This window comes from Frigoribacterium sp. Leaf172, from assembly GCF_001424285.1.
GTDB lineage: Bacteria > Actinomycetota > Actinomycetes > Actinomycetales > Microbacteriaceae > Frigoribacterium.
On record NZ_LMPB01000002.1, the window covers coordinates 585,219 to 611,269 of the forward strand.

Sequence of the window (26,051 nt, forward strand, 5' to 3'; positions counted from 1 at the left end):
AGTGCCAGCAGACGAAGCCCGAGCCGAGGAGGCGCGGAGCCAGGAGCCGAGGAGGCGCGGGTCGGCAGGCCCGTGCCTCACCGAGTCGACGCCGCATCGCCTCCGTAGGCTGGAAGAAGCGAGGTTCCGTCACCGCGCAGCCATCCAGTCGAAGGAGACCGAATGAAGATCGATGAGGCCGAGGTCATCGTCACCAGCCCCGACCGCAACTTCGTCACGCTGAAGCTGACGACCGACGAGGGGGTCACGGGGCTCGGCGACGCCACGCTGAACGGGCGCGAGCTCGCGGTCGTCGCCTATCTGACCGAGCACGTCGTGCCGCTGCTGATCGGACGCGATCCCGCCCGGATCGAGGACACCTGGCAGTTCCTCTACCGCAGCGCCTACTGGCGTCGCGGGCCGGTGACCATGGCCGCCATCGCCGCCGTCGACGTCGCCCTCTGGGACATCAAGGCGAAGATCGCCGGGATGCCGCTCTACCAGCTGCTCGGCGGGGCGTCGAGGACGGGCCTGCTGACCTACGGTCACGCCTCGGGCAAGGACCTCGAGGAGCTGTTCGACAGCGTCCGCGACCACCAGGAGCAGGGCTACAGGGCGATCCGGATCCAGACGGGGGTGCCCGGTCTGAAGTCGATCTACGGCATCGCCTCGAATGCGACCTTCGACGCCAACAGCGGTGTCCGCTACGACCACGAGCCCGCCCAGCGCGGGGCGCTGCCCAACGAGGAGGACTGGGACACCCGGTCGTACCTGCGGCACGTGCCGACGGTCTTCGAGGCCGTGCGGAACGAGTTCGGCCCCGAGATCCCGCTGCTGCACGACGGACACCACCGCATGACGCCCATCCAGGCGGCGTCGCTCGGGAAGTCCCTGGAGCCCTACGACCTCTTCTGGCTGGAGGACGTCACCCCGGCCGAGAACCCCGAGGCGCTGCGCCTCGTCCGCCAGCACACGACGACTCCCCTGGCGATCGGAGAGATCTTCAACACGGTCTGGGACTACCAGCAGATCATCCGCGAGCAGCTCGTCGACTACGTCCGCAGCGCGGTCACGCACACCGGGGGCATCACCCACCTCCGCAAGGTGCTCGACCACGCGGCGCAGTACCAGATCAAGTCGGGCATGCACGGTCCGACCGACATCTCCCCGGTGGGGATGGCGGCCGCGATGCACCTCGGCCTCGCGATCCACAACTTCGGCATCCAGGAGTACATGAAGCACGGCGCCCGGACGGACGAGGTCTTCGAGCAGAGCTTCACCTTCACGGACGGGATGCTGCACCCGGGCGACCAGCCGGGCATCGGCGTCGAGCTGAACGAGCGGGCGGCGGCCGCGTACCCGTACGAGAAGGCCTACCTGCCCTACAACCGGCTGGCCGACGGCACGGTGCACGACTGGTGAGCTGAGCCGGGCGGCCCGGGCCCGGCACGTCGGTCGTCCACCCAGGACACGACCTTCCGCCCCGGGCCGCTCCGACGTACCCTGTGAGCACCCGGCGATGACGCCGCACCACGGCCGACCCGCCCGATCGACGACGATTGGTGCTCGATGACGCTCGTGACGAGCCCCGGCCCCGCAGGAGGCGCGCCCCTGCGACGGGTCGTCCGCGAGTCGTGGGGCCGGGCGGCCGGGCACCGCCTCGACCCCGACGAGCTCCCCCGCCTCGAGCTTCCGGAGGACGACCTCGAGGCGTGGCGGCGCGGTCATCCGCTCGCCCTCGTCCTCCCCGTCCTCCGACGTCTGCTCGTCGACGACGCCGAGGGCTCGGGTCTGCTCGTCGCGGTCGGCGACGAGCACGGCCGACTGCTCTGGGTCGAGGGCGACTCGTCGGCGCGACGGCAGGCCGAGAGCATGCTGTTCGTCGCCGGAGCCGGATGGTCGGAGGCGCGGGTCGGCACGTCCGCTCCCGGCACGGCGCTCGAACTCGACCGAGGCGTGCAGATCCGCGGGGAGGAGCACTGGAATCATCGCGTCCAGGCCTGGTGCTGCACGGCCGTGCCCGTCCACGATCCCGTCGACGGGCGCCTCCTCGGGGTCGTCGACATCACGGGCGACGCCCGGGCCGCGGGGTCGCAGACCCTGCCCCTGGTCCGGGCGACGGTCGCGGCGATGGAGGCGCACCTCGCGCTCTCGAGGGCGGCGGCGGTCGCCAGCGGGTCGACCCGCGCCTCCTCGGCTCCCCGTCGCACCGCACGCGAGCTCGCACTCGCGCCCGAGAGCACGCCCGCGCCGGCGCGCCTGGCCGCGCTCGGCCGAGACGAGGCCGTGCTCTCCGTCGGCGCACGGCGCCTCGTGCTGAGCGCCCGGCACTCCGAGATCCTGCTGCTGCTGGCGCACCGACCCGAGGGGTACCGGGCCGCCGACCTCGCGGACGCCGTCTACGGCGACGTCGACGCCGTCACGACGCTGCGCCCCGAGATGGTGCGGCTGCGGCATGTCGTCGAGTCCGTCGATCCGACGCTCGTCCCCCTGTCGCGCCCCTACCGGCTGCCCCGGCCCATGGGCCTCGACCTCCACGACCTCGCCGCGCTCCTGGGGCGGGGTTCGCATCGCGCGGCCGTGCGGGCCGACCGGGGACCGGTGCTGCCGTCGTCGACCGCGCCGGGAGTCGTCGAGCTCCGGGCGGAGGCGCGGGCCGGGCTCCGCGACGCCGTGCTGGCGGCGGGCTCGACCGACGCGCTCGCCGCCTTCGCCGAGGCCCCCACCGGTCATGACGACGAGACCGTGCTGCTCGAGCTGCTGCGGCGGCTGGCCCCGCACTCGCCCCGCCGCGCCGGGGTCGTCGCGCGCCTCGAGGCGCTCTCCGGCCGCCGCGACGCGATCGCAACCTGATGCAACCCCGCCCCGCATAGTCTGCCGCCGAGCGGCGGGCGGACCCCGCCGCCCCCGGTCGCATCGCGACCGGTCCGACGACGACGTCGAAAGGGACAGCCATGACCGTCACCACCCCTCCCACCACCTACGCGGCGCCGGGCACGCCCGACGCGAAGGTCCGGTTCCGGGCGCGCTACGACCACTTCATCGGCGGCGAGTACGTCGCACCGGCGAGCGGACGGTACTTCGAGAACCCGAGCCCGGTGAACGGCAAGGTCTTCACCGAGGTCGCCCGGGGCGACGCAGCCGACATCGACAAGGCAGTCGAGGCCGCGTGGCGGGCCTTCGACACCTGGCGGAGGACCACGATCGCCGAACGGTCGATCATCCTCAACCGGATCGCCGACGTCATGGAGGCCAACCTCGAGATGCTCGCCGTCGCCGAGACGTGGGACAACGGCAAGCCCATCCGCGAGTCCCTCGCCGCCGACGTCCCGCTCGCGATCGACCACTTCCGCTACTTCGCGGGCGCCATCCGCGCCCAGGAGGGCTCGACCGGCGAGATCGACGGCGACACCGTGGCGTATCACTTCCACGAACCGCTCGGCGTGGTCGGGCAGATCATCCCCTGGAACTTCCCGCTGCTCATGGCGGTGTGGAAGCTGGCCCCCGCCCTCGCCGCCGGCAACTGCGTCGTGCTGAAGCCCGCCGAGCAGACCCCTGCCTCCATCCACGTGTTCATGGACCTCGTCAAGGACCTCCTCCCGGCGGGCGTCCTCAACATCGTCAACGGGTTCGGCGTCGAGGCCGGCGCCCCGCTGGCCAGTCACCCGAACATCCGCAAGATCGCGTTCACCGGCGAGACGACGACCGGGCGGCTCATCATGCAGATGGCGAGCGAGAACCTCATCCCCGTCACCCTCGAGCTCGGCGGCAAGAGCCCGAACGTCTTCTTCGCGGACGTCGCCGACGAACGCGACGACTTCTACGACAAGGCCCTCGAGGGCTTCTCGTTCTTCAACCTGAACTCGGGAGAGGTCTGCACCTGCCCCTCACGGGCGCTGGTGCAGAAGTCGATCTACGACCAGTTCACGGCCGACGGCCTCGACCGGGTCAGGAAGGTGAAGCAGGGGAACCCCCTGTCGATCGACACGATGATCGGGGCCCAGGCCTCGAACGACCAGCTCGAGAAGATCCTCAGCTACATGGACATCGGCCGGCAGGAGGGCGCGAAGCTGCTCATCGGCGGAGACCGGGCCGATCTGGGCGGCGACCTCACCGACGGCTACTACGTGAACCCCACCGTCTTCGAGGGCCGCAACTCGATGCGCATCTTCCAGGAGGAGATCTTCGGGCCCGTCCTGTCGCTGACGAGCTTCAGCGACTACGACGACGCCATCAAGATCGCCAACGACACCCTCTACGGCCTCGGCGCCGGGGTGTGGAGCCGCAACGGCGCCCAGCTCTACCGCGCCGGGCGCGACATCCAGGCCGGTCGCGTGTGGTCGAACACGTACCACCAGTACCCGGCCGGAGCGGCGTTCGGCGGGTACAAGCAGTCGGGCATCGGGCGCGAGAACCACAAGATGATGCTCGATCACTACCAGCAGACGAAGAACCTGCTGGTCAGCTACGCGGACGGCCCGATGGGGTTCTTCTGATGCCGACCGCCAGCCCGTCCCGGGTCGACGTCACCGCCGAGGCCGCCGCGTTCCTGGTGGATCTCACGGCCCGGCACGGTCCGCTGATGTTCCATCAGTCGGGCGGGTGCTGCGACGGCTCCTCGCCGATGTGCTACCCCGTCGGGTTCTTCCGCCTCGGCGCCGTCGACGTCCACCTCGGCGATCTCCGCATCGCGGGTCTCGATCCGATCGAGGTGCACATGTCGCGCAGCCAGTTCGAGTACTGGAAGTACACGCACCTGACCATCGACGTGGTGCCGGGGCGCGGCGCCGGCTTCTCGATCGAGTCCCCGGACGGACGGCGCTTCCTGATCAGGTCGCGCCTGCTCGACGACGCCGAGCTGACGGCCTTCGACCTGGCCGGAGCACCGGAGGAGCGAGGTCAGCCCTCGACGAGCGCGCTGAGCTGATCGTCCGCCGCCTGCGCCATGCGGGCGGCGGCGGTCGGGTTCGCCAGGATGCCGTCATCGGTCAGCCCGGACTTCCAGTCGCCCTCGCCGCCCTCCACCGGGGTCGTCAGGTCGAGCACGTCGATCCCCCGGTCGGCCGCCCCCTCGCTGAGCCGCGTGTTGACGTCGACGGTGTCCGTGCCCCGGTCTCCCGAGGGCGGCAGCAGGGCGGCGACCGGCGTCGCGCCCCGATCGAGCACGCCCTGCCAGAGGGCGGCGACGTCGGTGGCCGTCTCGCCGGCCGTGCGCCCGGCCGCGAGATCGAACGTGCCGGCCTGCACGACGACGAGGCCGCCCTCGGCCGTCGCCGCGTCGAGGTGCTCGACGAGGTCGGCGGCCGTGGCCCCCTCGTACGCCTCGAACGCGCCCTGACTCGCGCCGTCGACAGCCCCGGCCTCGACCGTCTGACGCCACCAGCTGCCGGCGGCGAGCGCATGCGAGTCGCCGAGGATCGACACGGTGACCGCCGGCGGCGTCGACGACGCCGAGGCGGAGGGAGAGCCGCCGGCGTCGGAGGGACGCGTGGCGGTGAGGGCGAGACCGGTCAAGGCCACGGCCGCGACGGCGAGGACCGCGAGCCCGATGTACGGGAGCGGGCCGCCCCGTCGTGATCGCTTCGGTCGCGGGCGGTGTCCTGAGGCCATTCGTCGAGCCTAGGTCATCTTCGACCTGCGCATCGCCCCGCCCGACGTGCGGGCCGGACGCCGCCTCAGTCGACCGGGCCCGCCCGGTCGGGCTCGGGTGCGGGCTCGAGCGCGTGCTCGGGTTCGGGTTCGGGTTCGGGTTCGGACTGGAGCGCGTGCTCGGGCGTTGCCCTGCGCTCCGGGAGGGCGTACACGCCGTGGCCCACCCGAGCGACCCGCCCCTGGCGGGCGAGGACGCTCAGCGTCGACAGCACGCTGCTGCGCCGGTAGTCCGGCAGCGCCTCGACGATGGCCGCGGTGCGCAGCTCGCCGCCCCGCAGGACTTCCGGGATCCGGTCGGCGAGGGAGTCGCCGACGTCAGCGCCTGCATCACCCGACGGGCCCTCCTCGTCGACCCGCGCCTCCTGCAGGTACTCCGCCCTCGCGTGGTCGAGGCCCTCGGCCGAGACGCGGGTGATCGCCCCGTCGGCACCCGACGCCTGCGCGTACGGGGCGAGGGTCAACGAGCGACCGACCCGTGCGTAGACGGCCGACGCGCTCGTTCCCTGGTGCTCCGCGATCTCGGGGTAGGAGGCGCCCCCCAGCAGCAGCACCGCCTCGCCCTCGAGCCCCAGCCACTGGCCGAGGCTCGCGATCTCCCACCCGGCGGCAGTCACCGCCGATCCCCAGACCTCGATGTCGTCGGCGTGCTCCGAGGTGAGCCGCTTGAGGTCGTCGAGCAGATCGAGAAGGCGCTCCCGGGCGTCGTCGACGATCTCGGCGGTGAACTGCGGTGGCCGGCGAAGTTTGATCGATCGTGACATTTGTGAAAGACTATCGAAGTTGCCATCACGGCACCACGACGTCGCCCGGCAGTCCGGGCGTCACACCCCCACACTTTGGAGTTCCCATGGCTTTCGCAATCGTGCGCGCCGGTGGCCGTCAGGAGAAGGTCGAGGTCGGAACGATTCTGACCGTCGATCGCCTCAAGGCCGCGACCGCCGACACCGTCTCGTTCGTCCCCGTCCTGCACGTCGACGGCGACACGATCCTCTCCGGCGACGACCTGGCCAAGGTCACGGTCGAGGGCGAGGTCCTGAACGACCTCCGCGGCCCGAAGATCGTCATCCAGAACTACAAGAACAAGACCGGGTACAAGCGCCGCATGGGCTTCCGTGCCGACCTCACCCGCGTCAAGATCACCTCGATCANGCCCGAAGATCGTCATCCAGAACTACAAGAACAAGACCGGGTACAAGCGCCGCATGGGCTTCCGTGCCGACCTCACCCGCGTCAAGATCACCTCGATCACGACCAAGTAGCACCGCGACCACCAGGAGCTGAGAACACATGGCACACAAAAAGGGCGCATCGTCCACCCGTAACGGCCGCGACTCCAACGCCCAGCGCCTCGGCGTGAAGCGCTTCGGCGGCCAGGTCGTCCTCGCCGGCGAGATCATNAAGGGCGCATCGTCCACCCGTAACGGCCGCGACTCCAACGCCCAGCGCCTCGGCGTGAAGCGCTTCGGCGGCCAGGTCGTCCTCGCCGGCGAGATCATCGTCCGCCAGCGCGGCACCCACTTCCACCCCGGCGCCAACGTCGGCCGCGGCGGCGACGACACCCTGTTCGCCCTCGCCCCCGGCTCGGTCGAGTTCGGCACCAAGGGCGGCCGCAAGGTCGTCAACATCGTCGCCGGCGCCACCGCGTAGGTCGGCACCAGCACGCGCCTCGGGGCGATCGGACCACGGTCCGGTCGCCCCGAGGCGTTCCTGTGCCGCAGCCGACCGCCTGTACCCCTCGCTCAGGAGGCGCGGTGCCGGGCCGCGTAGACGGGACGGATGAAGGCACTCACTTTCCAGTCCGTCACGAACGTCTCCGTCGAAGACGTGCCCGACCCCTCGATCATCGAACCCACCGACGCCGTCATCCGCGTCACCTCGGCCGCCATCTGCGGCAGCGACCTCCACCTGTACGACGCACTCGGCGCGTTCCTCGACAAGGGCGACGTGCTCGGCCACGAGACGATGGGCGTCGTGACCCACGTCGGCTCCGACGTCAGCCGCATCAAGGTCGGCGACCGCGTCGTCGTCCCCTTCGTCATCGCCTGCGGTCACTGCTTCATGTGCGACCGCGGTCTGTTCTCCCAGTGCGAGACCACCCAGGTCACCGAGTTCGACTCCGGCGCGACCCTCTACGGGTTCAGCAAGCTCTACGGCCAGGTCCCCGGCGGACAGGCCGAGCAGCTGCGCATCGCCCGCGCCGACGCGAACCTCATCCGCGTCGGCGACGAGCTCCCCGACGAGCGCTATCTCTTCCTCAGCGACATCCTGCCGACGGCCTGGCAGGGCGTCGAGTACGCGCAGGTGCCCGACGGCGGCACGCTCGTCGTCCTGGGTCTCGGTCCGGTCGGGCAGTTCGCGGCCCGCATCGGCGTCCACAAGGGATACCGCGTCATCGGGATCGACCCCGTCGCCGAGCGTCGCGACATGGCGGCCCGGCACGGCGTCGAGGTCCTCGACCTGACGAAGGACGTCGCCGACGTCGTCAAGGGCATGACCGACGACCGCGGACCCGACTCCGTCGTGGACGCCGTGGGCATGGAGGCCCACGAGCACGCCGGCATCGGCCTCGTCCAGAAGTTCGCCGCCGCACTGCCCTCCCCCATCGGACAGGCCGTCATGCAGAAGGCGGGCATCGACAGCCTCGGCGCCATGCACCTCGCGTTCGAGATCGTCCGTCGAGGAGGCACCGTCTCGCTCAGCGGCGTCTACGGCGGGACCGCCGACCCGACGCCGTTCCTGACGCTCTTCGACAAGCAGATCACCATCAAGATGGGCCAGTGCAACGTCCAGCACTGGATCGACACGCTGATGCCGCTCGTCGAGGACCCGTCCGACCCCCTCGGCACCATGGACCTCGTGACCCACCCCGTGCCGCTCTCCGAGGCCGCCGCCATGTACGACGTCTTCAAGAACAAGGACGACGGCTGCATCAAGGTCGTCCTGAAGCCCTGATCCCGATCAGCCCTCCGGCCGCCCCCTCGACCCGCGCCTCCTCGGGTCGAGGGGGCGGCCACGTCCGGCACGCCCGGGAATCCGTCGAGTTCGCAGACCGTTAACCGAAACGCGTACCGTCGTTCATGACATCCGGAGCAATCCGATGATGGACTAGGCATCGAATCAACAACGCGGGTCTCCTCCCGGTCCCGCGTCGGCGACATCGAAGAGAGAACCATGGATCTCCGGACGGCCGAACACCCCAGGCCGAACCACTTCATCCTGCACCTCAGCGACACGCACCTCGTCGGAGGTGACGGCGCCCTCTACGGAGCGGTCGACAGCGCAGCCCGACTGCGGCAGATCGTCACCGAGATCGAGGCGTCGGGGAACCACCCGGAGGCCATCGTCTTCACCGGCGACCTCGCCGACAAGGGCGAACCGGACGCCTACCGCAAGCTCCGCGCCCTGGTCGAGCCCATGGCCGAGCGACTCGGAGCCCAGGTGATCTGGGCCATGGGAAACCACGACGAGCGCGGTGCGTTCCGGGAGCAGCTCTTCGGGCAGCTCCCGTCGCAGCGGCCGGTCGACCTCGTCTACGACGTCAACGGTCTGCGGATCATCACCCTCGACACGACCGTCCCCGGGCATCACCACGGCGAGCTCACGGGCGAACAGCTCGACTGGCTGGCCGAGGAGCTCAGCACCGATGCGCCCGACGGCACCATCATCGCCATGCATCACCCGCCCGTTCCGAGCGTGCAGGACCTCACCGCCCTCGTCGAACTGCGCGATCAGGCCGCCTTGGCCGAGGTCGTCGAGGGCAGCGACGTGCGCTCGATCATCGCGGGGCACCTCCACTACTCGACGAACACCGTCTTCGCCGGCATCCCCGTCTCCGTGGCCTCGGCCACCTGCTACACGCAGGACCTCAACGCCGCAGGCGGAGGCACCCGGGGGCGCGACGGAGCGCAGTCGTTCAACCTCGTGCACGTCTACGACGGCGCGGTCGTGCACTCGGTCGTGCCGATCGGCACCTACGAGACGGTGGGCGAGCGGGTCCCGGCCGACGTGGTCGCCGAACGCCTCGCCCTGGCCGGCGTGCGGATCGCCCCGGCTGCGCCGCGACACCGCGCGACGGACACCGCTCCGGTGCCCCTTCCCGTGCAGCAGGACTTCGCGCTGACCGGGCCGATCGACACCCTCTGAGCCGTCGCCGCGCGGGGCTCGCCTCCGTGCGGCTCGGACGGGCTCGCCTCCGCGCGGCTCGGACGCCCCGGACGTCATGCCGCACCCGTCGTCGTGCCCGACCCGTCCTCGTCGCTCCCGACCCATCCCCGTCGGCAACTCCTGCCCCCTGCGTCCTCCGCGCCGCTGGACCGGCTGCTGACGCCCCGCGCGCGCACAGAGCCGGAGTTGCCGACGGCGACGGCGACGGCACTCCCGAACCAGCCGGGCACCCGCGGTCCCGCCCGGTGGTGGGCAACTCCTGCTCCCTGCGTCCTCCGCGCCGCTGGACCGGCTGCTGACGCCCCGCGCGCGCACAGAGCCGGAGTTGCCGACGGCGACGGCACCCCGAACCAGCCGGGGGCCCTCCGTCCCGCCCGGACGGCAACTCCTGCCCACTGCACCCCCGACGCCGCCGCACCGGCTGCCGACACACCTCGCACGCACAGCACCGGAGTTGCCGACAGCGGCGGCACCCCGAACCAGCCGGGCGCCCGCCGTCCCGCCCGGTGGTGGGCAACTCCTGCCCACTGCACCCCCGACGCCGCCGTACCGGCTGCCGTCGCCCCGCGCGCGCACAGAGCCGGAGTTGCCGACGGCGTGGCACCGAGTCAGGGGACGACCAGCCTCGACGCAGCCTCGGCCATCGTGTCGGCAAGTCCTGATTCCGGTTCGACGCGGGAGTCGTCGGTCCGCCTTTCCGGCCTCACGAGCGCAGGCGGCAGGAGTTAGCGACACTCGAAGACGAGGCGAAACCGCGCCGCGGGACGGGGCGGACCCGCGGTCGAGTCGAGCCTGAGGCGTCGGCGGCTGCCTCTCCGGGTCGGCACGAGGTTGCCGGCGCGGCGCGGCGCGGGTCGGGTCGGCCCTGGGCCGGCTCAGGACCGTCGGGCTGGAGCCGGCCGACCCGAAGCGGCCGGCGCGAAGCAGCCAGCCCGCAGCGGCCGGCGCGAAGCAGCCAGCCCGCAGCGGCCGGCGCGAGGCAGCCGGCCCGCAGCGGCTGGCGCGAGCCACAGCCGACACGCAGCGGCCGGCGCGAGGCAGCCACCCCGCGGCGGCCGGCGAGAGCCCATGGGCCTCTTGCGCACGGCCGGCTGGTGGTCAGGCGGCGCGCGCCGGATCCGAGGCCATGGAGACGCGCATCCGCCGCAGGTACCCATCGCGCAGCACATGACGCAGCCGCGCCGGCAGATGCGGCACGACGGCCGCAGCGACGGCCATGACCAGGTCGTAGCGTCGGGCCGCCCGGGCGTCCCACGGCAACTCGAACTGCCGACGCACCTCCGGCGGGAGGGACCCCGCGGTGACCAGGCGGGCGACGGGCATGACGGCGCGCAGCCACCACGGTGCCGCTGCCGGGTGCAGCAGCCGCTGCGCGACCGAGCGCGTCGCATCGTCGACGACGAGGGTGGCGAGCGAATGGTCCCAGTAGCGCCCGAAGGCCGCCCGGTCGGCGGGCCACAGCTCGCGGGGCATCTGCAGGGCCGTTCCGACCACGGCGTACTCCTGATAGAGGGCGTCGGCGACGGGGCCGGGAAGCGGGCCGTGGACGCGTTCGAACACGGTCATCGCCGAGTCGTACAACGTGGCTGCGACCCAGAGCTGCAGCTCGGGGTCGAAGGCGTCGTAGACGATGTCGGCGTCGGGCCCGGATCGCACCGGCCGATGCGCGCGCCCGACCTCGCGCCGGACGTGCGCACGCTCGGCGGGCGTCCCGAAGACGATCGCGTAGAGATACGTCATCGTGCCGTGCAATCTCGAGAGCGGTCGGTCGGCGAAGTCGCTGTGGTCCGCGACGCCGTGCCCCACGGCGGGGTGGGCCAGCTGCAGCAGGATCGCCCGGCCGCCTCCGGCGAGGAGCACCGACTCCCCCGCCATGTCGGAGATGCCCCGCACGTCGGAACCGCGCAGTGTCCACGGAAGCCTCATCCGGTCAGCCTACGGCCCGGCCTCGGTAGGGTTCCTCCATGTCGACGCCCGAATTCGTCCTGTCCCTCCGCGAGAAGATCGGCACCGAGCGCCTCTGGTTGAGCGGCGTCACCGCCGTCGTCGTGCGGGGCGACGACCTCCTCCTGGTGCGACGAGCGGACACGGGCGCCTGGACCCCGGTCACCGGCATCATCGACCCCGGCGAGCACCCCGCTGATGCCGCTGCCCGCGAGACCCTCGAGGAGGCCGGGGTCGTCGCCGTCGCCTCCCGACTCGCCGCTGTGGGTGTGACCGACGAGATCGTGTACGGCAACGGCGATCGTGCCCAGTACATCGATCACACGTTCGTCATGAGCTACCGCGCGGGCGACCCGCACCCGGCCGATGGCGAGAACACCGAGGCGCGCTGGTTCGCCCTGGACTCGCTGCCGCCGCTGGGCGACGAGATGCGGCGGCGAATCGACGCGGCTCTGTCCGACGAGTCGGCCGCCCGCTTCGGGACCGCCGCCGACTGACCGGAGCCGAGGAGGCGCGCGAGGGTCCGCCGACCCGCCGCCGTCTAGCCCTCGATGCTGCCCTGGGGCCCGCCGGCCCGGAGCGCCCGGCGGTCCTGCTCCGCGCTCTCGCGGGCGACCCGGTCCATCTCGGCCTGCTCCCAGGGTGCCGGGAACGGGTAGTACCGCTCGAGGAAGTCGGTCACCGTGGCCGTGCGCTCGTCGTCGCTGACCTCGGGGAAGCTGCCGTCGTTGAGGCAGAAGAAGTCGTAGGAGCGCTTCTTCAACAGCTCGGAGAGCGAGGCGAGCCCCGACACCATCGTGGTGTCGACGTAGCTGACCCGCGCGTTCTCCTGCACGATCGCACGACCGGTCATGAGCGAGTAGTAGTGGTACAGCGAGTTCGTGACCGAGATGTTCTCCTTCGCCCGGAACGGGCTGGCGGCCGTGGCCGAGAACTCGTCGGCGAACTCGTGCTCGAGCTCGTACATGACGCTGCGCCGGAGCGGAGCCGCCGTGTGCTCGAGGTGCCGCGTCGTCACGCGTCCGAAGCGCTGCTGGAGCAGGCGCCGGTTGACCCGGGCGGCGTTCTCGAAGCCGCTGCGCTCCGGGTTGTTCAGGCCGAGACCGATGCGGGTGTCCGCCTCGATGAACTTCGTGACGGAACCCGGTGAGAAGAACATCGACGGTGCGACGGGCCGGCCGAAGAACATGTCGTCGTTCGAGTACAGGAAGTGCTCGCTCAGCCCCTCGATGTGGTGCAGCTGCGATTCGACGGCCTGCGAGTTGTGGGTCGGCAGGTACGAGAGGTCGGAGAAGAACTCCTCGCTGCGCACCACGCGGACGCGGGGGTGGTCGCCGAGCCACTCGGGCACCGGCGAGTCGGTGGCGATGTAGATGTTCCGCACCCACGGCGCGAACATGTAGACCGATCGGAGCGCGTACTTCAGCTCGTCGATCTGACGGAACCTGGCGGCGGCGTCGTCGCCCTCGCCGACGACGTGGCGCTTGGCCTGTGCCGCCCGAGCACGCTGGTACTCGACCGAGTTGCCGTCGACCCACGAGAAGATGAGGTCGATGTCGAACGTGATGTCGGTCGCGTGATCGTCGAACATGTGCGCGAGGGTGGGCCACTCGAGACCGAAGCGCTCGACGGTGTCCTCGACGGCCTCGACCCGGGGCAGCGCCGTGCGCATGAGCGCGTTCTCGGTCGGAGCCAGGATCTCGTCGTCCGTGACGATCCAGAACTCGACCTGCACGGCCGTGCCGGCGCCGTACCGGAGTCGCCCGATGGGCTCGACCCGGGGCCGGTAGATCTTGAAGATGCGCTCGTTCTCGGCATCCAGGCCGCCCTCGACCACGAGGACCGCGCGTCCTTTGCCTGCTTTCGCGTAGAACGGCTCCGTCGCCGAGGCGGCGACCATGGCGGCCACGAAGGCCTCGCGGTGGACGATGTCGACGGCGATCACCGGACGGATGTCGTTCCCTCGGACGAGGAGGTACGGGATGTCCGACTCGTCGAGGACGCGGCGCAGGTAGAGCAGGTCCTCGATCATGGACTGCTGGGGAGTCAGATGCCCGTTCAGCAGGGTGAACTGCCCCTTGCGGAGCACGACGTCATCGCGATCGAGACCACCGGATCGGGTACGAGGGGTCAGCAGAGGGCTCTCCGTCGTACCGGTGATCTCGGTGACCATTCAGACTCAACCTTCCGTGCGGGCCTCGGGTAGGCCGCTTCACACTGGGGAACATTTGATTTTAGCGGTAGCGGCGTCTCTGCGCCGATCGCCGCCGCCGACGCGGGAAGGTCTCAGCGTCGACCGGCCCGCGAGGACGGCACGGAGGCCTCGTCCGTGGGCACCTTGACGAGGATCCCCACGGCGATGAAGACGGCAGCGGCCACGAACTGGAGTGCCGCCCAGGGCTGCCCCTCGATGGGGATGACCACGACGGGGTTCCAGATGACGGCGACGGCGGCGAGCAGTGGGGTCGCCCACCATGCCCGGCCGCGGACGGCGAAAACGAGCATGATGAGCGCCAGGATCGACACGACGTACCGGAACCCGATGAACAGCCCCGAGTCAATGAGCACGACACCGACGATGAGAGCCACGGCCCCGAGGAGACCGGGGGCCAGAGCGGGACGGGTGTAGGCGGGGGCGGTGGGCGTTGGCACGTCTGGGAACCTCTCGATCGACCGCCGACGGCGGTACCGCCCGAGTTTATCGGCCCGCCGGCGCCGGCCTCAGTCGATGTCGTAGGGGACGTTGAGCACGCTCAGGGGACGGCTCATGGGCGGCTCGTCCCGGAGGCGCTCGAGGCCCGGACGCAGTTCGGTCAGCCAGGCCTCGTATCCCTCGGCACTGAGGCGACCCTGCTCGTCGACGAACTCGGGTCGGATGGCATCGCCCGACTCGTCGGCCAGGGCCGGCCAGAGGTCGAGGTACTGCGCGCGGACGGTCGACGAGAACTGGCGCAGGTGGCGGTTCGCATCGCGGATGCGCGGAGCGAGCTCCGCACCCCGGGGCAGGATGGACTGCAGCAGCAGACGGGTCCCCGGCAGCTCGCGGCGCATGGTCACGAGGAGGCTCTCGACCCCGCGCACGACCTGCTCGACCGACCGACGGCCCGTGAAGTCGTTCGTCCCGATGAGCAGCACGACCGAATCGGGACGAGCCGCCACCACGGCGTCCACGCGTTCGGCCAGCGTGGCCGTCGTGTCGCCGTCGACGCCCAGGTTGACGACGTCGTCTTCGGGGAACCAGGCGGCCCAGTCCCCGGCACGGGTCACGTCGTCGCCGACGAACACCACGGTCTCATTCTTCGACATGGTCGACCTCCTTCTTCACAGCGTTGTCGCACCATGCTGTCAGCACGCGCTGGGAACCGACAAGGAGGCACGTCAGGGTCATGCCGCGTCCGTGGCGTCGGCCGGTGCTCCCGATGGTGCGACGACCCGGTGCGCCGCGTCCCGCTCGGCCGTCGCGGTGATGCGTTTGAGCATGCCGGAGAAGATCACCCCGTGGAACGGGAGGATGGCGAACCAGTAGAGACGGCCCCCGAGCCCCTGCGGGAAGAACACCGCGCGCTGTCGATAATGCGAGCCGCCGCCCTCGACGGGTGTGACGGTCATGTCGAGCCACGCGCCTCCCGGGACCTTCATCTCCGCTCGGAGACGCAGGAGGGTGCCGTGCTCGATCCTCTCGACGCGCCACCAGTCGAGGGCGTCGCCGACGCGGAGCGTCGTCTGGCTGCGCCGCCCACGACGCAGACCGACCCCGCCGACGAGGCGGTCCATCCATCCCCGGGCCGCCCAGGCCAGAGGGAACGAGTACCAGCCGTTCTCGCCGCCGATGCTCTCGACGACACGCCAGAGCTCCGCCGGCGGGGCGCTCGTCTCGGTCTCGCGATCGTCGGTGTAGACGGTGTGACCCGACCAGTCGGGATCGCTCGGCAGCAGGTCGCTCGGGGCACCGGAGACGCTGCTGTCCTGCCAGCTCGTCTCGACGTCGCCGTCCTTCTCCTTCTGGAGGGCCAGCCGGACGGCGGTCCGGTAGCGGAGCAGGCCGCTCGCCGGTGGAGCGATGTGCTGATCGATGTCGTGCTCATGCACGACGCAGTCGTACTGCAGCGACGCGATGATCGGCACGGCGAGCGCCCGCGGCACGGGCGTCACGAGATTGACCCACTGCGAGGCGAGCCAGGGCGTGAACACGGGGAGCGACGCGATCGGCCGCTGCTTCAGCCCCGCCTCGAGCGCGTAGCCGTTCATCATCTGCCCGTACCGCAGGACATCCGGTCCCCCGATGTCGAAGGTCCGATTGACGTCGGCGGGCACGTCCGCCGCCCCGAGCAGGTAGTGCAGCACGTCGCGCACCGCGATCGGCTGGATCCGGTTGCGCACCCACTTCGGGGCCGGCATGTAGGGCAGGACGTCGGTCAGGTGACGGATCATCTCGAACGACGCGGACCCCGAGCCGATGACCACCCCGGCCTGCAGCGCCACGGTGGGGACCCCGCTGGCGAGGAGGATGTCACCGACGTCCTTGCGGGACTGCAGGTGCTTCGACAGCTCGCCGTCCGGATGCAGACCCCCCAGGTAGACGATGCGCCGGACACCGGCGGCCGACGCCGCGTCGGCGACCGTGTGGGCCGCTCGGGCCTCGGCATCGCCGAAGTCGCCCTTGCCGCCCATCGCGTGCGCCAGGTAGTAGACGACGTCGACACCCGCCATCGCGGGCCCGACGGTCTCGGGATCGGTCAGATCGCCGGGGAGCACCTCGACGTTCTGCGCCCAGGGGACGTCGACCAGCTTCTCGGGCGAGCGCACGAGGACCCGGACGTCGGCCCCCGCCTCGACCAGTCGGGGGGCGAGACGACCCCCGATGTAGCCGGTTGCGCCCGTCACGAGCACCCGCCTGCCGGACACGCCCCCCTCGATCGGGGTCGCGTCGCTGTCGAGCGGATTCTGGGGGTTCGAATTCTCGGGGGGCACGCGCCCACCGTACGCCGGACCCCCGACACCCAGCCGGTCTCGTCGGGACCCGCCCGGCCGAACGTCAGGCGGGCGCGGGCACGCCGAGGATCTCCCGCGTCCGACGGACGTCGGCCGCGATGTGCTCGATGAGCGCCTCGAGCCCGTCGAAGCGCACGTTGCCCCGAACCCAGTCGACGAACTGCACCGTGACCTCGCGGCCGTAGAGGTCCATGGTCACGTCGAGCAGGTGCGCCTCGACCTGCTTCGCCGGGACCCCCTCGAACGTCGGATTGTTCCCGACCGACACGGCTGCGGGGTAGCTGACGCCGTCGACGAGGACACGGGCGGCGTAGACGCCGTCGGCGGGCACGAAGCCCTCGCTGAAGGGCGCGAGATTCGCCGTGGGGAACCCCAGCTCGCGCCCGCGCTGCTCACCCTTCACCACGATCCCCCTCACCGTGGGTTCCCGCCCGAGGAGGTCCGCGGCCTCGCCCACGCGGCCCGAGTCGAGCAGCTCGCGGATCCAGGTCGAGGAGGCGCGGCGCCCGCCGGCGGGACGGACGTCGTCGATGGACACCACTCGGAATCCGCGCGAGGCGCCCAGGTCGCGGAGAGTCGCCACCGACCCGCTCCCCCGGACGCCGAACCGGAAGTCATCCCCGACGAAGACCACCCGGGCATGCAACGCGCCTGCCAGGATGCGGTCGACGAACTGCTCGGGGGTGAGCGCGCGCAGTTCTTCGTCGAAGGGCAGCATCAACGTCGCGGCGACCCCCGCGGCCTCCAGCAGTTCGCGCTTCTGCCGGTTGCTCACCAGGGCCGTCGGAACCCGGTCGGGTCGCAGCACGGCGAGGGGGTGCCGGTCGAAGGTGACGACCGTGGCCGTCAGCCCCTCGGCGGCGGCGACCTCCTCCAGCAGGTCGATCACGGCGCGATGGCCCACGTGGACGCCGTCGAACTTGCCGATCGTGACCGCGCTGGGGCCGAACCCGGCCGGGACGTCCGCCACCGATTCGTAGAACTCCATCAGCGCGCGATGTCGTCGGAACGCGGACGCGTCCGTGCCAGCCACACCATCCCGAGCACGGGCAGGATGAGCGGGATGAAGCCGTAGCCCCGGCCGAAGAACGACCACACGGTGTCGTCGGGGAACAGCTGGGGGTCGAGGGTCGTGAGCAGGCCGACGATCAGCACACCGGCCAGCTCGAACGAGATCGTGGCCCAGGCGACCGCGTACGAGGCCCGACCCCGCTTGATGAGCGAGACCGTGGCGACGATGTAGACCACGGCCGCGAGGGCGCTCAGCGTGTAGGCCAGCGGAGCCTCGGAGAACTGCTCGAGGATCTGGAAGACCGATCGACCGGTGGCGGCGAGAGCGAGCACGGCGTAGACGGCGATGAGGACGCGGCCGACCCCGACCGCACGCGTTGACTTCTGAGTGTCCATCACGACCAAGGATATGACGCGGGGGCGCCGGTCGACGACCGTGCGGGGAGGCGGTGGGTCATGCGGTCTGCACCGTCCAGATCTGCAGCATCCGGTAGACCATGACCGCGACGGCGAAGACCGCGGCCGAGAGCACCACGTTGCTCCAGCGGGACCTGTCGACCAGCGCCCAGACGACCGCGAGCGGCGGCAGCAGGATGGCGGAGATCAGGTAGATGTAGAACTCGACGACGTTGCCGGTCGGATCGTTGCCCGCGAAGGGCGCGACGATCGCCACGACGAGCTGCACGAGGAGCAGGACCAGCACGACGGCGGCGGCCCCGACGGTGACGTCGTTGGGCAGCCTGCCGGCCAGCCCCGCCACGAGGCACACGATGCCGGCGAGGCAGGCGACGACGACCTGCAGCCAGGTGAACCACTCGATCACGAGACGACCTCGTCGGTCGGGAAGTTCACGATGGGCTTGGCCCGACCGCCGCGGACCGAAACCAGCCCGGCGAGAGCGCCGGCGGGAGTGAGCGCCGCGAGGGGACCCTCGGTGTCGGCGCGCTCCACCGCGACGCGCTTGCCGTGTCCGAGGTCGACGGTCTCGCCCGCCGTCATCCGCCAGACCGGGAACAGCGTCTCGGCCACGGCGGCCGGGGGGATGAGCGCCGGGGCGACGTCGATGCCCTCGAGGACGGAGGCGCTCCTCACGTCGAACGGCCCGACCCGGGTGCGCCGGAGGGCCGTCAGGTGCCCGCCGACCCCCAACGCCGCGCCAAGGTCGCGAGCCAGGGCTCTGACGTACGTCCCCGAGGTGCACGAGACGCGCACGTCGAGGTCGCGGACGAGGAGCCCGTCGACGACGCTCTCGCGGCGGTCGAGCACGGCGAACTCCGTGATCGTGACGTCGCGGGCCGTCAGTTCGACCTCGACGCCCTCACGGGCGAGATCGTAGGCCCGTCGTCCGCCCACCTTGATGGCGCTGACGGTGGTCGGCACCTGGCTGATCGGACCGGTGAGCGCGGCGACGCCCGCATCGACTGCGGCGTCGTCGACGTCCGCCGCCGACACCCGCTCTATGACGTCGCCGTCGCTGTCGTCGGACGTGGTCGAGACCCCGAGCCGGATCGTCGCGTCGTAGCCCTTGTCGAGCCCGACGAGGAAGGTCAGGAGGCGCGTGGACGAGTTCAGACCGAGCACGAGGAGACCGGTGGCCAGGGGGTCGAGGGTGCCGGCGTGGCCGACCTTGCGCGTCCCCGCCGCACGGCGGACCCGGGCGACCGCATCGTGGCTGGTGATGCCCTGCGGCTTGTCGACGAGGAGGATGCCGCTGTTCACCAGACGACGTTATCGCAGGTGAGCGGGCCCGGGAGCCGCGCGGCCCTCAGCACGCGTCGTCGAATCGCCGGCGCGGGTGCTCGGGGTCCGTGCCGTCGATGACGGCCGACGCCGTCGCCCGGGCGGCGGGGCGGTCGTCGTCGGCCGACACCCACACGCGGTAATGCCAGATGCCCGCGAGCCCGGCACGGCTCAGATCCGACCCGTCGACGAGGAGGACGGCGTCGGCCGGACCCGTCACCCAGCTCGACTCGACGGGGCGGTCGGCCTCGGCGTCGTAGGCCGCCTCGACCCATCCCGTGCTGCCCCCGAGGCGGAAGGGCTCGATGAGGACTCGGCGGAACACGCTCTCGTCCAGCTCGGGCGCGGCGTCGCGCCCCGCACCCTCCGGGCGGCGGGAGAACGCCGACACCGACGCGCGGAACGCCGTCAGGCCGGACTCGAGCAGCGCGTCCGCCAGGTCGTCCGCCAGGCCGGCGGTCGCCACGGAGCCGCCCGGAGGACCGTCGACCGCGACGATGACGCGGCCGCGGCCGTAGTTGTGCCCGATCTCGTTCGCCAGTTCGCGGAGCGTGTCCCTCTTGGCCGGAGCCCATCTCGTCGTCATGCCCCCACGCTACGCCGCACCCCCGACAGCGCCCCCGGCGGCGGCGCGCAGGCTGCGGCAGCCCCGAGGCCCCTAGGCTCGGCGGGTGAGCATCTCCCCCGCCGTCAGCGACTGGTTCACCGTCAACGGGCGCGATCTGCCGTGGCGCCGGCCGGGGTTCCCGGCCTGGGGCACGCTGGTCAGCGAGGTCATGCTGCAGCAGACGCCCGTGGTGCGCGTGGTCCCGCGTCTCGAACGATGGCTCGACCGCTGGCCCCGGCCGGCGGACCTCGCGGCCTCCCCCGCGTCGGAGGCGGTGCGGGCCTGGGATCGCCTCGGCTACCCCCGTCGGGCGCTGGCGCTTCACGCGGCGGCCGTGGCGATCACCGAGCGCCACGGCGGCGTCGTCCCCGAGGACGTCCCGTCGCTGCTCGCCCTGCCGGGCGTCGGCGATTACACGGCGCGGGCGGTCGCCGTGTTCGCGTACGGCCACCGGCACCCCGTCGTCGACACGAACGTCCGACGAGTCCTCGCCCGAGCGGTCGAGGGACTCGCCGAACCCTGGGCGCCCAAGGCCTCCCGGGACCTGCCGCTGATGGAGAGCCAGCTTCCCGACGACGCCGAGGAGGCGCGGGTCGCCAGCGCAGGAGTCATGGAGCTCGGGGCACTCGTCTGCACCGCCCGCTCCCCCTCGTGCGACGCGTGCCCTCTGCTCGCACAGTGCGCCTGGGTGGCAGCGGGCCGTCCGGCCCATGTCGGCCCGCGCCTCCCTGGTCAGGCGCGATTCGCCGGATCCGATCGGCAGGTCAGGGGGCTCATCATGGCCGAGCTGCGCGCGAGCGACGTACCCGTGACGAAGAAGGAGATCGACGCCGTCTGGCCGGAGCCGCTCCAGCGCGACAGAGCCCTCGCCGGGCTCCTCCGCGACGGTCTCGCCGCAGGTTCGCCCGACGAGGGCTACCGCCTTCCCGACTAGCGGGTCGAGCCGTCCGGCTCCGCGAGGTCGTCGCCCGAACTCGCCGCGTCGACCGCAGGGTGCTCGTCGCGGGGGTCGTCCCCGTCCAGATCCTCATCGTCCAGATCGTCGGCGTCGAGATCCCGGGGCTTGACGTACGGGTCCGCCTCGCCGGCGAACTCGGCGGACGAGGCCATCGTCTGGCTCTCGTGATCGCGCTGTCGCGCCTCCTGCAGGAGTCGGTCGATCGAGGCGGCGTTCTCGGGCAGGGCGTCGAGGATGAACTCGAGACTCGGGGTCAGCCGGGCGGTGATGTTCTTGCCGACCTCGCTGCGGAGCATGCCGGTCGCGGACTTGAGGGCTGCGCCGGTGTCGCGGCGCTCCTCGTCCGTGCCGTAGACCGTGTAGAAGATCGAGGCGTGCTGGAGGTCGCCGGTCACCTTGACGTCGGTGATCGTGACGAATCCGAGACGGGGATCTCTGATGCCGCGTTCGAGACGCCGCGCCACGATCTCCTGGATGCGGTCCGCCATCTTGCGGGCGCGTTGCGCGTCAACCATTGTTCGCTCCTTCGTGCTGTTCGCCGGGGTGGCGAGAGGGGTGAGGCCCCGCCCCGACCGTAGTCGGAGCGGGGCCTCGTGTACTGCGACGACGCGGGATCAGACCCGCGGCTTCTCGACCATCTCGATGGTCTCGATCTCGTCGCCGATCTGGATGTCGTTGAACTTGCCGAGACCGATACCGGCCTCGAAGTCCGTCCGCACCTCGGTGACGTCGTCCTTGAAGCGGCGGAGCGAGTCGATCGCCAGGTTGTCGCCGACGACGACGCCCTCGCGGATGACCCGGGCCCGGGCGTTCCTCGTGATCGTTCCGGAGCGGACGATGACACCGGCGATGTTGCCGACCTTCGACGAGCGGAAGATCTCGCGGATCTCGGCGACACCGGACTGCTTCTCTTCGAACTCGGGCTTGAGCATGCCCTTCAGCGAGTTCTCGATGTCCTCGAGAGCCGCGTAGATGACCGAGTAGAAGCGGACGTCGACGCCTTCGCGAGCGGCGCGCTCACGGGCCTTCGTGTCAGGACGGACGTTGAACCCGATGATGACGGCGTTGTCCACCGTCGCCAGGTTCACGTCGCTCTCGGTCACCGCACCCACACCGCGGTGGATGATGCGCAGCTGCACGCTGTCGTCCACCTCGATCTTGAGCAGCGACTCCTCGAGCGCCTCGACGGCACCCGACACGTCACCCTTGATGATGATGTTGAGCGCTTCGACCTTGCCCTCTTCGAGTGCACGGGTGAAGTCCTCGAGCGAGATGCGCTTGCGGGCCTTGGCCAGCGACGCGTTGCGCTCGACGGCCTCGCGCTTCTCGGCGATCTGGCGGGCCGTGCGGTCCTCCTCGGTGACGAGGAAGGTGTCGCCGGCTCGCGGGACGCTCGACAGACCCTGGACCAGCACGGGGCGGCTGGGGTAGGCCTCGAGCACGGCCTCGCCGTTCTCGTCCATCATCGCTCGGACGCGGCCGTAGGCCGTCCCGGCGACGATGGCGTCTCCGACGCGGAGGGTTCCCGACTGGATGAGCACCGTCGCGACGGCACCGCGTCCCTTGTCGAGACGAGCCTCGATCGCGACGCCTCGGGCGTCCTTGTCGGGGTTCGCCCGCAGGTCGAGACCGGCGTCCGCCGTGAGGAGGACCGCCTCGAGCAGCGCGTCGATGTTCTTGTTGTCGCGCGCTGACACGTCGACGAACATGACGTCTCCGCCGTACTCCTCGGCGACGAGGCCGTATTCGGTGAGCTGCTGGCGCACCTTCGCCGGGTTCGCACCCTCTTTGTCGATCTTGTTGACCGCGACCACGATCGGCACGCCGGCCGCCTGGGCGTGGTTCAGCGCCTCGACCGTCTGCGGCATGATGCCGTCGTCGGCCGCGACGACGAGGATCGCGATGTCGGTCACCTGCGCACCACGGGCACGCATGGCGGTGAACGCCTCGTGACCGGGTGTGTCGATGAAGGTGATGGCGCGCTCGACGCCCTCGTGCGGCGCCCACACCTGGTACGCACCGATGTGCTGCGTGATCCCGCCCGCCTCGCCGGCGACGACGTTGGCGTTGCGGATCGCGTCGAGGAGTCGCGTCTTACCGTGATCGACGTGTCCCATGACCGTGACGACCGGGGGACGGATCTGCAGGACGGACTCGTCCTCGTCCTCGAGCTCCTGCTCGAGGTCGATGTCGAAGCCCTCGAGGAGCTCCTTGTCTTCATCCTCCGGGGAGACGACCTGGATGTTGTAGCCCAGCTCCTCGCCGAGGACCTGGAAGGTCGCCTCGTCGAGCGACTCGGTCGCCGTCGCCATCTCACCGAGGTGGAAGAGGACGGTCACCAGGTTGCCGGGGCTGGCGTCGATCTTGTCGGCGAAGTCGCTGATCGAGGCACCGCGGCGGAGACGGACGATCGTGCTGCCGTCGCCGCGGGGGACGCTGACGCCACCCAGCGACGGAGCCGACCGCATCTCGAACTCGGCCCTCTTCGTGCGCTTCGACTTGCGGGCCTTGCTCTTGCCGCCACCGCGACCGAAGGCACCGGCCGTGCCGCCGCCGGGGCCACGACCGCGACCGCCACCGCCACCGGCGGGACGGGGCGGGCCGAAGCCGGGGCGGAATCCGCCGGCAGCACCGGGGGCGCCGCCGCCGGGACGCTGGAACCCGCCGCCGGCGCCGCCGGGACGGGCACCCGCGCCGGCGGGACGCTGGCCGAAGCCGTTGGGACGGGGGCTGGCGCCGACACCGGGGCGCGGGGCGCCGGGGCGGGGTGCGCCGGGACGGGGAGCCATGGGGCGGGGGCCCGCTGCTCCACCGGGACGCGGCATGCTGCTGGCCGCACCGGATCCGCCGGGACGCGGAGCACTGGGTCGCCCCATGCCCTGGTTGCTGGCGAAGGGGTTGTTGCCGGGGCGGGGAGCACCGGGGCGCGGGCCGCCGGGCTTCGGACCCGCGGCACCGGGGGTGGCGGCGTCGGCGGCCGGAGCAGTGGTGTCGTCCTTCGCCGCAGCGGCGGCGGCGCGCTGCGCCTCGGCCTGGGCCTGACGCTCGGCGACCGTCAGGGGCGCCACGGGGGCGGGAGCGGCCTCGGCGTCGGGCTCGCTCGCCACGACGGGCGCGGGCTCCGGCTCGGCGACGGGGGGCTTGGGCGCGGCCGGGCGGGGTCCGCCGGGCTTGGGCGCCGATGAGGCCGGCGTCTTGGGGGCGGCGGCCGGAGCGGCCGGAGCGGCCGCGGGCTTCGCGGCGCCGGCGAAGGCCTGGCGCAGCTTGCGAGCCACGGGGGGCTCGACGCTGGAGGACGGTCCCTTGACGAACTCGCCCATCTCCTTCAGTTTCTCGAGTGCGGTCTTGCTGTCGATCCCCAGCTCGCTGGCGATCTCGTGTACGCGTGGTTTAGCCACAGTTCTCCTGTCTCGGGCCCTTCCCGAGACGGGAGGGGCCTTCAGTTCTGGACGGGTCTCATTTCGAGCCGCTCATTAGTTGTCCATGTGCCGTTCAGCCTGTTCTGTCGTGGCTACTGGTCGTGCAGGGGTGATCCGCATGAAATAGGCGCGGAGCTCGTCGACGTCGGGTTCTGAGTCGAGGCGGAGCGCACGGCGGAAGGCCCTGCGCTTCGCTGCCGACTCGAACGCGTCGATCGACGGCGTCAACCACGCACCCCGCCCGGGAAGCGTCGCGGTCTGGTCGACCACGAGATGTCCGTTTCGGGCGACGACCCTCACGAGTGAGGATCGCGGAGCGCGCGCTCGAGTACCGATGCACGTTCTGACGGGTTCCACCTTACCCCCTCGGGTCGTCGGACGGGAGACGCTCGGGGCGAACGGCGTGGTGCGCCGATCGACCCCGGGCGACTCGAGTTCGGAGAGGCCGGCTCAGTCGTCCTCGAGGATCGAGTCGGGCTGGATGTCGATTCGCGCGCCCGTCAGCTTGGCGGCGAGGCGGGCGTTCTGGCCCTCCTTGCCGATGGCGAGCGACAGCTGGTAATCGGGCACGAGGGCGCGGACGGCCTTGGTCGCCTTGTCGATGACGAAGGCGGACGACACCTTGGCGGGCGACAGCGCGCTCGCGACGAAGACGGGCAGATCGCTCGAGTAGTCGACGATGTCGATCTTCTCGTCGTTCAGCTCGGTCTGCACGGCGCGGACCCTCGCGCCCATCTCGCCGATGCAGGCGCCCTTGGCGTTGACGCCGGCCTCGGTGGCGCGGACGGCGATCTTGGTGCGGTGCCCCGCCTCGCGGGCCAGGGAGACGATCTCGACGACGCCGCTGGCGATCTCGGGCACCTCGAGGGAGAACAGCTTGCGGACGAGCGACGGGTGCGTGCGCGAGACCGTGATCTGCGGCCCCTTGGTCCCCTTGCTGACGCCGGTCACGTACACGCGGATGCGCGAACCGTGCACGTACTTCTCGCCGGGCACCTGCTCCTCCGGGGGGAGGATCGCCTCGACCGTCCCGAGGTCGACATGGACCATGCGGGGGTTCGGACCCTGCTGGATGACGCCGGCGACGATGTCGCCCTCGCGCCCCTTGAACTGCCCGAGGACCTTGTCGTCGCCGATGTCGCGCAGACGCTGGTTGATCACCTGCTTCGCGGCGAAGGCGGCGATGCGACCGAAGTCGCTGGGGCTGTCGACGGACTCGCCGACGACCTCGCCCTCCTCGTCGCGCTCGATGGCGAAGACCGACACGTGACCGGTCTTGCGGTCCAGCTCGACGCGGGCGGCCGGCACACGGCTCTCCGGCTGGTTCGTGTGCTTGAGGTAAGCCGTGAGGATGGCCTGCTCGATGATGCCGACGAGTTCGTCGAAGGGAATTTCACGCTCGCGCTCCATGAGGCGCAGCACACTCAGGTCGATGTCCACTGAGGGCCTCCACTATTCAGATCTGCAGGCTGCACGCGCGGTGGCGCGCACAGCATCCTCCTACGGTACCCGAGTGGCGGACCGCCGCGACACCGGGACGTCCGACGACCCGCGCCTCCTGGGCCGGGACCGAGGAGGCGCGGGT

Annotated in this window: 27 protein-coding genes and 1 pseudogene; 12 read left to right on the forward strand and 16 right to left on the reverse strand. The window is 71.1% G+C overall.

All coding sequences use genetic code 11. From position 1 onward, the window contains the following. Positions 1–162: 162 nt before the first annotated feature. From manD to ASF89_RS09025, 4 genes are all read left to right on the forward strand, one after another. Positions 163–1,401, forward strand: a complete 1,239-nt coding sequence (manD, locus tag ASF89_RS09010) for a D-mannonate dehydratase ManD (RefSeq protein ID WP_055813970.1) — start codon at positions 163–165, stop codon at positions 1,399–1,401. A 147-nt stretch (positions 1,402–1,548) separates the two neighbouring features. Further along, entirely contained in the window at positions 1,549–2,832 is a 1,284-nt protein-coding gene (locus ASF89_RS09015) for a GAF domain-containing protein (protein ID WP_055813973.1), read from the forward strand. A gap of 101 nt (positions 2,833–2,933) precedes the next feature. Next, positions 2,934–4,475: an aldehyde dehydrogenase family protein gene (locus ASF89_RS09020; protein WP_055796881.1), complete on the forward strand. Its 1,542-nt coding sequence runs from the start codon at positions 2,934–2,936 to the stop codon at positions 4,473–4,475. After that, complete coding sequence (locus ASF89_RS09025) at positions 4,475–4,906, forward strand: DUF779 domain-containing protein (RefSeq protein WP_055813976.1); 432 nt, start codon at positions 4,475–4,477, stop codon at positions 4,904–4,906. The genes ASF89_RS09020 and ASF89_RS09025 overlap by 1 nt, the downstream gene beginning before the upstream one ends. Here the strand turns inward: ASF89_RS09025 and ASF89_RS09030 are convergent. Continuing rightward, positions 4,879–5,589 (reverse strand): SGNH/GDSL hydrolase family protein, encoded by a 711-nt coding sequence (locus ASF89_RS09030; RefSeq protein WP_055813979.1) that lies wholly within the window; start codon positions 5,587–5,589, stop codon positions 4,879–4,881. The genes ASF89_RS09025 and ASF89_RS09030 overlap by 28 nt on opposite strands. Positions 5,590–5,654: 65 nt before the next feature. Continuing rightward, positions 5,655–6,392, reverse strand: coding sequence for a hypothetical protein (locus tag ASF89_RS09035; RefSeq protein ID WP_055813983.1), 738 nt, complete (start codon positions 6,390–6,392; stop codon positions 5,655–5,657). Positions 6,393–6,478: 86 nt separating this feature from the next. Here ASF89_RS09035 and rplU point away from each other — a divergent pair. From rplU to ASF89_RS09055, 6 genes and pseudogenes are all read left to right on the forward strand, one after another. Continuing rightward, positions 6,479–6,779, forward strand: a 301-nt coding sequence (rplU, locus tag ASF89_RS09040; protein ID WP_156463383.1) for a 50S ribosomal protein L21, incomplete at its 3' end; no start/stop codon positions are given. Positions 6,780–6,788: 9 nt separating this feature from the next. Continuing rightward, positions 6,789–6,890: a hypothetical protein gene (locus ASF89_RS15395; RefSeq protein ID WP_369814555.1), complete on the forward strand. Its 102-nt coding sequence runs from the start codon at positions 6,789–6,791 to the stop codon at positions 6,888–6,890. Between the two features lie 28 nt (positions 6,891–6,918). After that, the coding region (locus ASF89_RS16295; RefSeq protein WP_369814556.1) for a 50S ribosomal protein L27 at positions 6,919–7,028 on the forward strand (110 nt) is incomplete at its 3' end. Between the two features lies 1 nt (position 7,029). After that, positions 7,030–7,278 (forward strand): annotated as a pseudogene (rpmA, locus tag ASF89_RS09045) (50S ribosomal protein L27); the annotation flags it as partial. 129 nt (positions 7,279–7,407) lie between these two features. Beyond that, the gene (locus ASF89_RS09050) at positions 7,408–8,583 is read left to right on the forward strand and encodes an alcohol dehydrogenase catalytic domain-containing protein (RefSeq protein ID WP_055796865.1); all 1,176 of its coding nucleotides are present in this window, start codon (positions 7,408–7,410) and stop codon (positions 8,581–8,583) included. 219 nt (positions 8,584–8,802) lie between these two features. Next, the gene (locus ASF89_RS09055; protein WP_082475118.1) at positions 8,803–9,774 is read left to right on the forward strand and encodes a phosphodiesterase; all 972 of its coding nucleotides are present in this window, start codon (positions 8,803–8,805) and stop codon (positions 9,772–9,774) included. A 1,119-nt stretch (positions 9,775–10,893) separates the two neighbouring features. Here ASF89_RS09055 and ASF89_RS09060 read toward each other — a convergent pair. Next, positions 10,894–11,721, reverse strand: coding sequence for an oxygenase MpaB family protein (locus ASF89_RS09060; RefSeq protein ID WP_055813992.1), 828 nt, complete (start codon positions 11,719–11,721; stop codon positions 10,894–10,896). A 38-nt stretch (positions 11,722–11,759) separates the two neighbouring features. Here ASF89_RS09060 and ASF89_RS09065 point away from each other — a divergent pair, with 38 nt between their 5' ends. Next, positions 11,760–12,236, forward strand: a complete 477-nt coding sequence (locus tag ASF89_RS09065; RefSeq protein ID WP_055813995.1) for an NUDIX domain-containing protein — start codon at positions 11,760–11,762, stop codon at positions 12,234–12,236. Between the two features lie 44 nt (positions 12,237–12,280). On the opposite strand, the gene ASF89_RS09070 is transcribed toward ASF89_RS09065, so the two are convergent. The 9 genes from ASF89_RS09070 to ASF89_RS09110 form a co-directional block, all read right to left on the reverse strand. Next, a complete protein-coding gene (locus ASF89_RS09070; protein WP_082475117.1) occupies positions 12,281–13,912 on the reverse strand; it encodes a stealth conserved region 3 domain-containing protein in 1,632 nt (543 codons plus the stop codon). A gap of 113 nt (positions 13,913–14,025) precedes the next feature. Continuing rightward, on the reverse strand, positions 14,026–14,391 hold the full coding sequence (locus ASF89_RS09075; RefSeq protein WP_055796856.1) for a DUF6804 family protein: 366 nt from the start codon (positions 14,389–14,391) through the stop codon (positions 14,026–14,028). A 69-nt stretch (positions 14,392–14,460) separates the two neighbouring features. Further along, a complete protein-coding gene (locus ASF89_RS09080; RefSeq protein ID WP_055813998.1) occupies positions 14,461–15,045 on the reverse strand; it encodes a GDSL-type esterase/lipase family protein in 585 nt (194 codons plus the stop codon). A gap of 78 nt (positions 15,046–15,123) precedes the next feature. Continuing rightward, on the reverse strand, positions 15,124–16,644 hold the full coding sequence (locus ASF89_RS09085) for an SDR family oxidoreductase (RefSeq protein WP_055798367.1): 1,521 nt from the start codon (positions 16,642–16,644) through the stop codon (positions 15,124–15,126). A 130-nt stretch (positions 16,645–16,774) separates the two neighbouring features. After that, positions 16,775–17,719, reverse strand: a complete 945-nt coding sequence (locus ASF89_RS09090; RefSeq protein WP_055814001.1) for a bifunctional riboflavin kinase/FAD synthetase — start codon at positions 17,717–17,719, stop codon at positions 16,775–16,777. Further along, positions 17,719–18,138: a hypothetical protein gene (locus ASF89_RS09095; protein WP_055814004.1), complete on the reverse strand. Its 420-nt coding sequence runs from the start codon at positions 18,136–18,138 to the stop codon at positions 17,719–17,721. Before ASF89_RS09095 ends, ASF89_RS09090 begins: the two co-directional genes overlap by 1 nt. A gap of 58 nt (positions 18,139–18,196) precedes the next feature. Beyond that, entirely contained in the window at positions 18,197–18,565 is a 369-nt protein-coding gene (locus ASF89_RS09100) for a hypothetical protein (protein ID WP_055796845.1), read from the reverse strand. Beyond that, positions 18,562–19,464 carry a tRNA pseudouridine(55) synthase TruB gene (gene truB, locus ASF89_RS09105; RefSeq protein ID WP_055796841.1) on the reverse strand — a complete coding sequence of 301 codons (903 nt, stop codon included), beginning with the start codon at positions 19,462–19,464 and terminating at the stop codon, positions 18,562–18,564. The genes ASF89_RS09100 and truB overlap by 4 nt, the downstream gene beginning before the upstream one ends. A 43-nt stretch (positions 19,465–19,507) precedes the next feature. Further along, complete coding sequence (locus ASF89_RS09110) at positions 19,508–20,068, reverse strand: hypothetical protein (RefSeq protein ID WP_055814007.1); 561 nt, start codon at positions 20,066–20,068, stop codon at positions 19,508–19,510. A gap of 85 nt (positions 20,069–20,153) precedes the next feature. On the opposite strand from ASF89_RS09110, the gene ASF89_RS09115 reads away from it, so the two are divergent. Beyond that, complete coding sequence (locus ASF89_RS09115) at positions 20,154–21,023, forward strand: A/G-specific adenine glycosylase (protein WP_055814010.1); 870 nt, start codon at positions 20,154–20,156, stop codon at positions 21,021–21,023. Here the strand turns inward: ASF89_RS09115 and rbfA are convergent. From rbfA to nusA, 4 genes are all read right to left on the reverse strand, one after another. Further along, the gene (rbfA, locus tag ASF89_RS09120) at positions 21,020–21,562 is read right to left on the reverse strand and encodes a 30S ribosome-binding factor RbfA (RefSeq protein ID WP_055814013.1); all 543 of its coding nucleotides are present in this window, start codon (positions 21,560–21,562) and stop codon (positions 21,020–21,022) included. The two genes, ASF89_RS09115 and rbfA, sit on opposite strands and share 4 nt — an antisense overlap. A gap of 99 nt (positions 21,563–21,661) precedes the next feature. Further along, a complete protein-coding gene (infB, locus tag ASF89_RS09125) occupies positions 21,662–24,445 on the reverse strand; it encodes a translation initiation factor IF-2 (RefSeq protein ID WP_055814016.1) in 2,784 nt (927 codons plus the stop codon). Between the two features lie 75 nt (positions 24,446–24,520). Next, on the reverse strand, positions 24,521–24,823 hold the full coding sequence (locus ASF89_RS09130; protein WP_082475116.1) for a YlxR family protein: 303 nt from the start codon (positions 24,821–24,823) through the stop codon (positions 24,521–24,523). Between the two features lie 93 nt (positions 24,824–24,916). Further along, entirely contained in the window at positions 24,917–25,906 is a 990-nt protein-coding gene (gene nusA / locus ASF89_RS09135) for a transcription termination factor NusA (protein WP_055796824.1), read from the reverse strand. Positions 25,907–26,051: the final 145 nt, after the last annotated feature.